The organism is Amycolatopsis sp. 505, assembly GCF_031625235.1.
Taxonomy (GTDB): domain Bacteria; phylum Actinomycetota; class Actinomycetes; order Mycobacteriales; family Pseudonocardiaceae; genus Amycolatopsis.
In genome coordinates, this window is sequence record NZ_JACKQP010000004.1 from 81,752 (window position 1) to 93,799 (window position 12,048).

Annotated in this window: 9 protein-coding genes; 2 read left to right on the forward strand and 7 right to left on the reverse strand. The window is 74.0% G+C overall.

What is annotated here, in order from left to right; genetic code table 11:
• Window positions 1–9 precede the first annotated feature (9 nt).
• Genes nudC through H5965_RS16265 form a run of 5 tightly spaced genes read right to left on the reverse strand, consistent with a single transcriptional unit; the run spans window position 10 to window position 6,981 of the window.
• Window positions 10–1,029: an NAD(+) diphosphatase gene (gene nudC / locus H5965_RS16245; RefSeq protein WP_310970714.1), complete on the reverse strand. Its 1,020-nt coding sequence runs from the start codon at window positions 1,027–1,029 to the stop codon at window positions 10–12.
• Complete coding sequence (locus H5965_RS16250) at window positions 1,029–2,408, reverse strand: pitrilysin family protein (protein ID WP_310970715.1); 1,380 nt, start codon at window positions 2,406–2,408, stop codon at window positions 1,029–1,031. Before H5965_RS16250 ends, nudC begins: the two co-directional genes overlap by 1 nt.
• On the reverse strand, window positions 2,405–3,697 hold the full coding sequence (locus H5965_RS16255) for a pitrilysin family protein (RefSeq protein WP_310970717.1): 1,293 nt from the start codon (window positions 3,695–3,697) through the stop codon (window positions 2,405–2,407). Before H5965_RS16255 ends, H5965_RS16250 begins: the two co-directional genes overlap by 4 nt.
• Window positions 3,698–3,706: 9 nt before the next feature.
• Window positions 3,707–5,269: a DUF2207 family protein gene (locus H5965_RS16260; RefSeq protein ID WP_310994574.1), complete on the reverse strand. Its 1,563-nt coding sequence runs from the start codon at window positions 5,267–5,269 to the stop codon at window positions 3,707–3,709.
• Window positions 5,270–5,271: 2 nt separating this feature from the next.
• Entirely contained in the window at window positions 5,272–6,981 is a 1,710-nt protein-coding gene (locus tag H5965_RS16265) for a DUF2207 family protein (protein WP_310971359.1), read from the reverse strand.
• A gap of 476 nt (window positions 6,982–7,457) precedes the next feature.
• On the opposite strand from H5965_RS16265, the gene H5965_RS16270 reads away from it, so the two are divergent.
• Window positions 7,458–8,648, forward strand: coding sequence for a neutral zinc metallopeptidase (locus H5965_RS16270; protein WP_310970721.1), 1,191 nt, complete (start codon window positions 7,458–7,460; stop codon window positions 8,646–8,648).
• 6 nt (window positions 8,649–8,654) lie between these two features.
• Here the strand turns inward: H5965_RS16270 and H5965_RS16275 are convergent, their stop codons facing one another.
• Window positions 8,655–9,557, reverse strand: a complete 903-nt coding sequence (locus H5965_RS16275) for an RDD family protein (protein ID WP_310970722.1) — start codon at window positions 9,555–9,557, stop codon at window positions 8,655–8,657.
• A gap of 34 nt (window positions 9,558–9,591) precedes the next feature.
• Here H5965_RS16275 and H5965_RS16280 point away from each other — a divergent pair, with 34 nt between their 5' ends.
• Window positions 9,592–10,599, forward strand: a complete 1,008-nt coding sequence (locus H5965_RS16280; RefSeq protein ID WP_310970724.1) for a stage II sporulation protein M — start codon at window positions 9,592–9,594, stop codon at window positions 10,597–10,599.
• Between the two features lie 155 nt (window positions 10,600–10,754).
• On the opposite strand, the gene H5965_RS16285 is transcribed toward H5965_RS16280, so the two are convergent.
• The gene (locus tag H5965_RS16285) at window positions 10,755–12,047 is read right to left on the reverse strand and encodes a DUF58 domain-containing protein (RefSeq protein ID WP_310970725.1); all 1,293 of its coding nucleotides are present in this window, start codon (window positions 12,045–12,047) and stop codon (window positions 10,755–10,757) included.
• Between the last annotated feature and the right edge of the window lies 1 nt (window position 12,048).

Below are 12,048 nucleotides of genomic sequence, written 5' to 3' on the forward strand. Positions count from 1 at the left end.
AGGTCGGGCCTACTCCTCCGCGTCCGCCCAGGCTTTGAGCATCACGCGGGCGATCGACGAGTTCCCCGGCAGGATGATCTCCGCCGCCCCACCGGCGATCGGCGTGGGGCGAGAACCCGCGCCCCGGTCGGCGCTGTTCTCGAACGCCTCCCGCACCTCGGCCCGCGAGACCCACAGTGCCTCTTCGATCTCCCCGTCCGCCGGCACCAACGGCAGCGAGCGGTCCGCCCGGGCCGTGAACCCCAGCATGATCGACCTCGGGAACGGCCACGGCTGGCTGCCCAGGTACCGCACGTCGGACACCGAAGCGCCCACCTCTTCGCGGATCTCCCGGATCACGCACGCCTCCAGGGACTCCCCCGCCTCGACGAACCCCGCCAAGACCGAGTACCGCCCCGCCGGCCAGATCGGCTGACGCGCCAGCAGCACGTGGGAGCCGTTCACGCCCTCCGACGAGTGGACCAGGCAGATCACCGCCGGGTCCGTGCGGGGGTACTCCTCGCGGCCGCACCCGGTGCACTTGCTCGCCCAGCCGAACTGGATCAGCTCCGTCGGGCTGCCGCACCGCGTGCAGAACCGCGCCTGGCGCCGCCAGAAGCGCAACGCCTGGGCCGTCGTGAAGAGCCCTGCCGACGTGTCGTCCAGGAGGTCGCCGTAGCCGCGCAGCTCGACCCAGACTTCGCCGTCCGCGCGCGGGACCTCCTCCACGAAACCCCAGCTGCCCGCCATCTTCACCGTGTCGGCCGCGCCCGACGGGCCGCCCGGGAGCGACCAATAGTCGACGTCCTGCCACTCGCCGAGGAACACCGCGTCCTCCGGCGGCGAAGCACCGAAGTCGATCGCCTTGCGGAACGCCAGCGTCGACGCCCCTTCGGCCACCGGGGTGCGCCCGGCGTCGTCCAGGAGGACGACCCGGGCGTCCGGCCAGCGCGACGCGAGCCGTGCGGGGTTGGTGCGCAAGCCTTCCTGGCGGTCCACTGTGGACCGGGACAGGGTCGGCGGGTCCCCCAGGGTGAACGGGACCGACATCAGGCCGGCTCGCCCACGACGACGTCGCCGAGCGCCAGGAGCTTGCGCTCCAGCACCGCCGCGTCGCCGACCACCACGCCCGTGAACCGCTTGGGCGCGAAGTACTTCAGCGCCGCTTCGGCGACGTCGTCCGCGGTCACCGCCGCCACCCGCGCCGGGTGCTCGTTCAGCCACTCCAGGCCCAGCCCGGTCGACGCCAGCGCCAGCACCTGCCCGGCCAGCCCGGCCTGCGAGGACGTCGAGGTCAGCAGCGAGCCGATCGCGTACTGCCGCACCGACTCCAGCTCGTCGCCCGACGGCGGGACCTGGCCGAGGCGACCCAGCTCGTAGCGGGTCTCCAACAGCGCCGGGGCCGTCGCGTCGGTCGCCGTGTCCGCGTCGACGTTCACCACCGCCGTGCCGTCGGTGAACTCGAAGCCGGAGTGCGCGGAGTACGTGTACCCCTTGTTCTCGCGGATGTTCTCCACCAGCCGCGACGAGAAGTACCCGCCGTAGGCCAGGTTCGCCAGCTGCAGCGCCGCGTAACCCGGGTCCGTGCGCGGGATCGTCTGCGCCGAGAGCCGGATCTGCGACTGCACCGCACCCGCGCGCGGCACCAGCAGCACGCTCGGCCCGGTCAGGTCCGGCAGCGGCGGCAGCCGGACGGCGGAGCGGTCGGACGCCCAGCCGCCGAGCACCTTCTCCAGCTCGCCGACGACACCGGCCGGGTCGAGGTCGCCGACCAGCACCATCACCGAACCCCGCGGCAGCACCGACGCCTGGTGCAGCGCTCGCACCTGCTCCGGCGTCACGACCGCGACGTCTTCGGCGCGCGGGACCTCGCGCGTGGCCGGGTGGTCGCCGTAGCGGTGCTTCTGCAGCGCCTCCCGAGCGATCGTGCGCGGCTGCGTGCGCGAGACGGCGATCCGCTCGACCAGCCGCTCCTTCTCGCGCGCGATCTCCTCGTCGGCGTACGTCGCCCCGGTGAGGACGTCGCCGAGGACGTCGAGGAACGTCGGCAGCTTGTCGGCCAGCGCGGACCCAGTGAGCACCAGGCGCTCCGGGTCGACACCCGCGCCGATGTCGCCGCCGATCAGCGCCAGCTCGGCGTCGATCTCGATGCGGTTGCGGCGGGCGGTGCCGGTCAGGATCGTCTCGGCGAGCACCTCGGCCGTCGCCGGGTGCAGCGCGTCGTCGCCCGCGAACGGGATCCACAGCCGGGCCTCGACCATCGGCACGGTCGCCTTGCGGACGGCGACCACGCGCAGGCCGTTCGCCAGCGTCGTGTCCACATGGGACAGGTCGGCGGCGGCCCGCTGCTCGCCGAGCGGCGGCAGCGGCCGCGGCCCCCGCGCGGTGCGGCCGATCTCCTCCGCGCTGCGGTGCGTTGCTGAAGTCACTGCTCGTTGTTCCCTTCCGAAGCGGGCTTGACCACCAGCACGGCGCGCGCGTCCGGGCGCAGCGCCTTCGCCGCCGCCGACACGGCCTCCGCGGTGACGGCGGACATCCGGTCCGCGAGCCGGTACACCAGCGACGCGTCGCCGTAGAGCAGTTCGAACGAGCCGAGGGCCAGGGTCCGCGACACCAGCCTGTCGTGCTCGGAGTGCAGGCTCGCCGTCCAGCGGGCGGTGACCTTGCGCAGCTCTTCCTCGCTCGGCGGGGTCTCGGCGAGCTTCTCCAGCTCGTCGTCCAGCGCGGCGAGCACGCGCTCGCGGGGCACCTCGTGCGGGTGGATCAGGGTGATGGTGAACGTGTCGGGGTCGCGGGCCTCGAACGGGCCGAACAGCCCGGCGCCGGCCCCGATGTCGACGACCAGGGGCTCCTTGTGCACCAGCCGCTGCTGCAGGCGGGAGCCGTCGCCGTCGGTGAGCACGCCGGCCAGCACGAGGTAGGCCAGGTAGCTGTCGACGTCGTTGATCGGGTCCGGCATCCGGTAGCCGATGCCGAGCGCGGGCAGCGGGGCGTGCGCGTCTTCGACCTCGCCGCGCAACTCGGTGGTCGGCAGCGGCTCGGCGAACGACGGCCGCTGCGGCGCCGGCCGGTGCGGGACGTCGCCGAAGTGGTCCTCGATCAGCTTCTTGGCGGTGTCCACCTCGAAGTCGCCCGCCACGGTCAGCACGGCGTTCGCCGGCGAGTAGTAGGTGTCGAAGAAGGCCGCGCAGTCGTCGACCGTGGCGCTTTCGAGGTCCTCGAAGCCGCCGTAGCCGTTGTGCGCGTTGGGGAACGTCGAGTACAGCACCGGCGGCAGGGTGATCCACGGGAACCCGCCGTAGGGCCGGTTCAGCACGTTGAGCCGGATCTCCTCCTTGACGACGTCGATCTGGTTCGCCAGGTTCTCCGCGGTCAGCTTGGGCGCGCGCATGCGGTCGGCTTCGAGGAACAGCGCCCGCTCGAGCGCGGCGCTCGGGAGCACCTCGAAGTAGTCGGTGTAGTCCGGGTGGGTGGACCCGTTGAAGGTCCCGCCGCTGGACTGCACGTGCCGGAAGTGCGCGAGTTTCTCCAGGCTCTCGGAGCCCTGGAACATCAGGTGCTCGAAGAGGTGCGCGAAACCGGTGCGCCCCTCCGGCTCGGAGCGGAAACCCACGTCGTAGTGCACGCTGACGCCGACCACCGGCGCGGTCGCGTCGGGGGCGAGAACCACGCGCAGACCGTTGTCGAGGGTGTATCGGACGAGCTCGGGATCGGCCATGGCCCCACCCTACGACGGCGGGGCCGTCGCATGCGTCTCGACTGGCTGCTGAGAACCGGCGGCCCGGCCGGCGTCGGCGAGGAGGTGGGCGCGGTGGGCGGCGGCGAAGGTGCCGGTGAGCGCCGTCGCGAAGGATCCGGCCTGGTCAGGGCGGACGTCGCCGGCGTGCCAGTAGACCGGCGGCGGGTGCTTGAGGCCGTCGAACGCGGCCACCCAGGACGCCAGTTCGCCCAGAGCGAGCGCGTACGGCAGGCCGCGGGAGAAGACCAGCTCGCGCTGCGGCTTGTCCAGGTCCTCGACCCGGACGGCGGCGACGCCGCGGAGCCGGCGCGCGACCTCGGCGCCCGCTCGCCGCCGCGCGGGCAGGGCGGCCGAGGCGGCGACGGCGGTGACCCCGGCCAGCGCGAGGAGCACGCCGAGCTGGGCGTAACCGACCGTCAGGGCCAGCAGCACCGTGAGGAACACGCCGTAGCAGACGACCCGGAGGCCGGCCCGGCGAAGCCGCCCCGTCGCCCACCAGCCGCGCCGGACGAGGTCGGCGGCCAGCTCGGCGCGCGGGACTTCGACGCGTCGCTGCCGCAGCTCGGCGAGCGTCACCGTCTCTTCCGGCAGGACGGCTTCGAAGACAGCACGTTCGAAGGGCGACAGGTGCTCGTCGGCGGGGTTGCGGCGGCTCAGCCGGGACCCGTCTTCGCTCACCCAGAGGTAGTTGCGGACGGCGAGGTCGAGCACGGTCGCGGCCAGGTCGAGGGGTCCGGCCCGGCCGCGCAGGAGGACCCCGGCGTGGCCCGGCAGCACCCCGGCCGGGGACGCGAATTCACCGTTCGCGGTGACCAGCTCGGCCTTCGGAGCCGCCCCCTGATCGGCGTCACGGCGGCGCGCGAGGCCTACCAGCAGAGCGGTGACCAGCAGCAAGACCGCGAAGCCCGCCCAGGCCCAGCCGACCGGCGCGGTGAGCACGAACGCGCCGGCGATCGTCTTCGCCGGGACCAGGACCTCGTTCGCCGGAACGGTACCGGCGGGCAGCTCGACGGTCGCCGTCATCCGCTCGCCCGCGGCGAGGTTCTGCTGGCTGAACCGGGTCAGCCCGGCGTGGTCGATCTGCGCGGCCGCGCACGGGAGGTCGCCGGCGAGGCAGTCGACGGCGACCGGGATCTTCGGCGCCGCGAAGGAGGCGCGGAGGAACTTCAGCTCGGTGCTCCAGCCGCCGGCCAGCTCCCAGGTGACCCGGTCTCCGGCGACCGCACCGTCCACTGTGTACCGGACGATCGACGTGCCGGAGGTGAGGTGGACGGTGAAGGCGTCCTCGCCCACGCTCGCCGTTCCGCGGCCTTCCAGCACGACGTCGCGGACGCCGTAGACGCGGTCGCGGTGGTGGGGCGCAGCGACCCGCAGCGGGACCCGGCGATCCATCGTGAGGCCGTCGGGGACCGAGATCGCTTCGACGACCGAGAGCGAGCCGTCGCGCTGGACCTTGAGCTGGATCTCCGCGCTCTGCGGCACGGTGGGCAGGGGCGGCTGATCCGCGGGGCCGGCGGCCAGTGCGAGCGCGAGGACCGCCCCCGCGAGCACGGTCAGCGGGCCGCGGCGGCGGTGAGGACGCCGTCGAGCGCGGTCAGGAAGGACGGGAAGTGCGCGCCGAAGCGGCGCAGGTCCGGCTCGGCTTCCATGCCGCCGTACCAGTACAGCCCGGCCGAGCCGTCGGCCGACGGGTTGAGCGCGGCGAAGGTGCCGAGCCAGCGTTCGGTGTCGCCCAGGACGACCGCGTACGGCAGCGAGCGGGAGAACACCAGCTCGCGGTCGGCGGGCGGGATGTCGTCGGCCCGCGCGGTGTGCAGGTAGTCGAGCAGGCCGCGGACCTGCCCGGCCAGCGCCCGGCCGCGGGCGGTGCGGGACGGCAGCAGCGCGGCCACCGCGACGACGGCGAGCCCGGCCAGGGCCAGGGCGACGCCGAGCAGCGCGTACCCCGCGGTGAAGGTGAGCACCGCGGTGGTGACCAGGCCGAGGGTGAAGATCCCGGCGCCGAGCCAGGTCAGCCGGCCGCGGGCGGTGTCGGGGCGGCGGGAGAACCAGCGCTTGCCGACGACGTCGGCGTACATCGCGTCGCTGATTCGGCGCAGGTCGAGCCCGCCGCGGGCGCGCAGCTGCGACACGAGCACGGTGTCGGTGCCCGGCGGCAGCAGGGTTTCGCAGACGGCGCGTTCGAAGTCGTGGAGGTGCTCGTCCGGCGGGTTGCGGCGGGCGATCTGCCAGTCGGGGCCCGGGACTTCGGCCAGCCACAGGTAGTTGCGGACGGCGAGGTCGACGACGGTGGCGCTGATGTCGACGACGTCGACGGTCTCGTCGACGACCGTGCCGACCTGGCCGGGCAGCACGCCGTCGGGGCTGGCGAAGAAGACGCGGTCGCCGTCGCGCAGGAGCACCTCGACCGGGCCGGTGGCGGTGCGCAGCGCACCGGCGTCCTGCTTGCGGCGCCGCCACACGAAAAGGGCGGCCGCGACGAGGAAGACGAGCAGGACGGCGAAGGCGATTCCGGTCAGCGGCGTCAGCGCGAAGGCGTTGGCCAGCAGGCCGATGGCGGCGAACCGCGCGTTCGCCGGGGTGGTGCCCGCGGGCAGGCCGACGAGCAGGTCGACGCGGTCGCCGGGGCGGACGTCGTCCTGTTCGAGCCGCACCACGCCGGTGTGGTCGAGCTCGGCGAGCGTGCACCGCTGGTTCGAGCCGACCGGGCCGGCGAAACAGTCCACAGGGGACAACCGGGTCGCCGGGGCGACGAGGGACGCGGTGAGCTTGGCGAGCGGGGTGTCGAAGCCGCTGGCGACCTGCCACCGGGCCTGCTGGCGGCCGTTCTGGTCGGCGATGGCGCCGTCGACGGTGTAGGTGACGCCGCTGGTGCCGGCCGGGAAGGTGAGCACGAGCTGGTCGCCGGTGAGCTCGGTGGTGGCGCCTTCGGCCTTGACGTCGCGGACGGCGAAGACGCGGTCCTGGTCGTCGCTCGCGGGGACCTTGAGCGGGACGCGCGAGGTGAGGTGCTGTCCACCGGGGACGGTGACGTGTTCGGTGACGGAGAGGGTGCCGTCGCGGAGGACCTTGAGGGCGACGTCGGCGGTGGCCCCTTCGGGCGGCCGGACGTCCTGGCCACCGAGCAGCTGGGGTTTCTTGGACTGGTCGTCGGGCAGGTTGGGCAGCACGGGCCCGGCCGACGGCCCCTGCGCGGCGGCGGGCCCGGCGACGGTCACCAGCACGGCCGCGACGGCGATCGCGGCGGCGGCCCCCCATTTCATCGACACAGCACCACACCCTAGAGCACTCGATCTATGCTGACGCCCGGAACGGCGCGATCACCGCAGGTACGCCGCTTCCGACGGGGAAATCGCACGGGGGGTTCCATTCGATGACGCACGGTCCTGGTGCCGGCCCGGGTCCTGGTGCCGGCCCGCACGACCCGCGCCGCCCGCAGCCGCCGGGCCGGCCGCCGCAGCCGCCACCGGGAGCGCGGCCGCTGCCGCCGCCGGGGGTGCGGCCGCTGCCGGGGCAGGGTGGGCCGCCGAATCGCTCCGGACCGCCCGCGCACCAGCCAGGCCCGGGCAGCGCACCCGGCCCTTTCGGGGCGCCCGCACAACAACCCGGCCCCGGCAGCGCACCCGGCCCTTTCGAGGCGCCCGCACAACAACCCGGCCCAGGCAGCGCACCCGGCCCTTTCGAGGCGCCCGCACAACAACCCGGCCCCGGTGGCGCACCCGGGCCGTTCGGGGCGCCCGTGACGGGTGTCCCGCAGCCGCCGCGCGGTCCGTACGGGCCGCCCACCGGGCCGTTCGGCCACCCCCTCCCGCCGCCCGCGCGGGCTCCGCTGCCACCGCCGGCCGCGGCCGCGGCGCCCGTCTTCGCGCCGGGTTACGCCGCACCTCCCGCATTCGGGCCGCGGTTCGCGCCCGGCTACACCCCTTACGTCGCCAAGAAGTCGAACACCGGGGTCGTCGTCGCCGTCGCCATCTTCGCGATCGTCGCCGTCGCGGGTGGGCTCGTCGCCGCCGTCGCGTTGTCCGGGAACCACAAGCGGCACGTCGCCGACGCCGGCTACTCCAGCACCTACCCGACCACCACCGAAAAAACCACCACCGAAGCGACGACCACCGCGACCACGACGTCGGCCGGGGAAACGACGACCGCCCGCACCACCGAACGCCGGACGCCGGCCTCGCAGCCGCCGTCCGGGCCGCGGTCGGTCGCGGCCACCGGGAACAACCCGCTGTTCGGCAGCCCGGACTACGGTCTGCAGAACGTCCCCTGTTCGCTGAGCCGCTGGGCGACCGACCAGAACAGCGTCACGCGCTTCTTCCAGTCCGGCATCGGCTGCCTCGACGCGATGTGGTCGCGCATGCTCGGCGCCGTCGACCTGCCGTTCCGGTCGCCGAACCTGTCGGTGCCGCGGTCGTTGTCGGAATCGTCGACGCCGTGCGGCAGCGGCGGCACCACCACCGGTGTCACGCCGTTCTACTGCTCGGCGAACAACACGATCTACATGCCGATGGACCGCATCGAGCTCGACGTGTGGGGCAACCACCCGGGCCCGTACCTGTCGATCCTGGCCCACGAGTACGGCCACCACGTGCAGAACATGTCCGGCATCACCGAGGCGTTCGCCAACCAGCGCTACGACGCGGGCGCCGACTCCGCGGCCGGCCTGGAACTGTCCCGGCGCATGGAACTCGAGGCGCAGTGCTTCTCGGGGATGTTCCTCGGCTCGGCGTCGGTCTCCGGCGGCTCGGTCGACAAGAACATCTACAACGAAGCCTGGAACGCCCAGGACCGCGGCGACGACTACGCCCGCAACGGCAAACGCGACCACGGCAGCGCAAAGCACAACATCAGCTGGTGGCAGCACGGCGCCACGAAGAACCGCAACCAGCAGTGCAACACGTGGCTCTCGCCGTCGGGGGACGTCTCGTGACGCCGGTCAGCTCGGCGGGGTGAACGGGTTCTCCACCCCCGTCGGCGGCGTCGGCGGATCCGGCTGCGCCACGGACGGGACACCGGCCGCCGCCGGGTAGGGCTGCGGCAGCTGTCCCCGCGCCGCCGCGACCTGGGCCTGGTAGGCCTGGAACGCCCGGGCGTGGTCGCGGTTGCGCCGCTCCGCCAGCACCGCCGCCAGGAACGCCCACGGCGGTACCCCGGGCGGCACCGGCGTTCCCAGCGCGTTGCCGACCTGCTGCGCGAGCCCCCAGCCGAGCGCGTGCGACGCCTCCGGGCGCAGCTCGCGGAACCGGGCCAGGAACTGGCGGCTCGCCAGCGCGAGGTCGTCCGGCAGGCGGGTCAGGTCGAGCTGCGACGCCCAGCCTTCGAGGCCCGGCGGCATGCCGATCGCCGCGTACGCCGCACCTTCCGGGACGCGCTCGCGGACCACCAGCGTCCCGGCGAGGAAGTCGCCGACGCGGCGGCCGTCCGACGAGCACAGCGACACGATCACCGCGACCGCGCCGAACAGGCCGAGCGCCCAGAAGTCGACGACGAAGCCGCCGAGGCCGCGGACCAGCGCGTGCCGGAAGCGGATCGGGCCGCCGTCGACGCGCACCACCCGCAGGCCCACCGCCATCTTGCCCAGGGAACGGCCGCGCGTGAGCGTCTCGGAGATGACCGGGTAGCCGACCATGACCAGCACCACGAAGACCAGCAGCAGCGCCACGAAGAGCGACTCGTCGTCGGCCGGCGTCACGAACGAAAGCACCATGGCCGCCGCCAGCAGCAGGGCCAGCTGCAGGAGGACGTCCAGCGCCATCGCCAGCGCGCGGCTGGCGAGCTTGGCCACGCGCAGGTCCAGGACGACCGCTTCGCCGGTGACCAGCTCCGATTCCTCGTGCACGAGGACCAGCGTATCGACGGATAGGGTGGCCGGTGTGGATGTGGACGTCTTCGTCGCCGCGCACGCGGCGGAGTGGACCCGGCTCGGCGAGCTGACCCGGCGCGGCGGCAAGCTGACCGGGCCGGAAGCCGACGAGCTGGTGACGCTCTACCAGCGGACCGCGACGCACCTGTCGATCGTGCGGTCGGTCGCGCCGGACCCGGCGCTGCTCGGCCGGCTGTCGGACCTGGTCGCCCGCGGCCGGGCGGCGGTCTCCGGGTCGCACAACCCGGCCTGGCGCGAGGTCGCCCGGTTCTTCACCCGCCGGTTCCCAGCCGCGGTCTACCTTTCGCGGCGCTGGTGGATCCCGGCCGCGCTGGCGTCGATCGCGGTGATGGTGGTGATCGCCGTCTGGGTCGCGCGCGACCCGCTCGTGCGCGCGTCCCTGGGCACCCCGGACGAGCTGCGCGAGCTGACCAAGCCCGGCGGCGACGCGGAGACGTACTACTCGACGGGACCGGCGGCGTCCTTCGCGGCGCAGGTCTGGACGAACAACGCGTGGGTGGCGGCGACCTGCCTGTTCCTCGGCGTCGCGCTGGGCCTGCCGGTGATCGGCGCGCTCTGGCTGAACTCGCTCAACGCCGGGATGATCATCGGCGCGATGAGCGCGGCCGGCCGCGGCGACGTGATGATCGGCCTCCTGCTCCCCCACGGCCTCCTGGAGCTGACGGCGGTGTTCGTCGCGGCGGGGACGGGGCTGAAGCTCGGCTGGACGGTGATCGACCCGGGCCGCCGCTCCCGCACGGCGGCGCTCGCCGAGCAGGGCCGGTCGGTGGTGGTGATGGCGCTCGGGCTGACGTGCGTGCTCCTGGTGTCCGGCGTGATCGAGGCGTTCGTGACGCCGTCGGGCTGGCCGACGTGGCTGCGGGTGGGCATCGGCGCGGCGGTGGAGGTGGCCTTCCTGGTCTACGTCTTCACGCTGGGCCGCCGCGCGGCGAAGGACGGCGAGGTCGGCGACCTGGACGCCCGCGACGCCGGGGACGCGCTACCCGAGTCGGCTTGAGTTGTGCGGCAGCAGTCGACACGCGTGATTGGCGAGCCGACACGCGTGATTGACGGGTCGACACGGCAAGGCTCGTCGTGTCGACCTCCGGATCACGCGTGTCGACCTTCGGATCACGCGTGTCGACCTTCGGATCACGCGTGTCGGCTTTGCGATCACAGTCGTCCTGCGGCCTTCAAGGCCAGGTAACGGTCCGCCAGGGCCGGCGGCAGTTCCTCCGGGACCGCGTCCACCACGTGCACCCCGTGCCGCACCAGGCGTTCGGTCACGCGCTGGCGCTCGGCCGTCGTGCGGGCCGCCGAGGCCGCGTCGTACACCGCTTCGGCGTCCCCGCCGGACGACAGCATCTCCGCCACCCGGGGGTCCGCCACCGACGCCACCACCAGCTCGTGCCGGCCCGTCAGCGAACTCAGCACCGGGAAGAGGCCCTCCTCCAGCGGTGCCGCGTCCAGTCCGGTCAGCAGCACCACCAGCGCGCGCCGCCGGGTCCGCTGGAGGACCTCCGCGATCATCCCGCGCGCGTCCGTCTCCACCAGCGACGGCTCGAGCGGTGCCATCGCGTTCACCAGCGACGTCAGCAACGACGCCCCCGACGACCCCTGCACCGCCGCGCGCAGGCGGCGGTCGTAGGCCAGCAGGTCGACGCGGTCGCCCGCGCGGGAAGCCAAGGCCGCCAGCAACAACGCCGCGTCCATCGCCGCGTCCAGCCGCGGTGCGTCGCCCACCCGGCCCGCCGATACGCGGCCCGTGTCCAGCACCAGGACCACGTGCCGGTCGCGCTCGGGGCGCCACGTCCGGACCATGACGTCCGCCGCGCGAGCCGTGGCGCGCCAGTCGATCGAGCGGACGTCGTCGCCGATGACGTACTCGCGCAGCGAGTCGAATTCCGTGCCCTGGCCCCGGATCAGCACCGCGTTGCGGCCGTCGAGCTGCTGCAGCCGCGCCAACCGCGACGGCAGGTGCTTGCGGCTGTGGAACGGCGGCAGCACCCGGACCGTCCACGGCACCGCGTGCGACCCCTGCCGGGCGGCCAGGCCCAGCGGCCCCACCGAACGGACCGTCACCCGGGCCGCCGTCCGGTCTCCGCGCCGGGTCGGCCGCAGGGACGTCACCAGGGCCCGCCGCTCCCCCGCCGGGACGTGCACGGCGTGCCGGTCGGCCGCGCCCGCCGATGGCGGCCACGCGTCGCGCAGCTGCCCGCGCACCGCACGGCCACCGGGGTTCGCGACCACCAGCCGCACCTCGCACGGCTCGCCGAGCCGGACCGAGGTGTCGCCCGAGCGCGCGAACGTCAGCGCCCGCACGCTGCCCGCCAGCGCCAGGTCGACGGCGACGAGCACCAGCAGCACCGCGCCGACCGCCAGGATCCCGGTCGTCGACGGCAGCAGCAGCCCGACCACCAGCGCGCCGAACAGCGCCAGCAGCCCGAGCCTTCCGGTGACGGCCATG

Bases quoted from the DNA above. Each gene is read 5' to 3' on its own strand.
- nudC (WP_310970714.1), bottom strand. From the start codon at position 1,029: ATGTCGGTCCCGTTCACCCTGGGGGACCCGCCGACCCTGTCCCGGTCC.
- H5965_RS16255 (WP_310970717.1), bottom strand. From the start codon at position 3,697: ATGGCCGATCCCGAGCTCGTCCGATACACCCTCGACAACGGTCTGCGC.
- H5965_RS16285 (WP_310970725.1), bottom strand. From the start codon at position 12,047: ATGGCCGTCACCGGAAGGCTCGGGCTGCTGGCGCTGTTCGGCGCGCTG.
- H5965_RS16265 (WP_310971359.1), bottom strand. From the start codon at position 6,981: ATGAAATGGGGGGCCGCCGCCGCGATCGCCGTCGCGGCCGTGCTGGTG.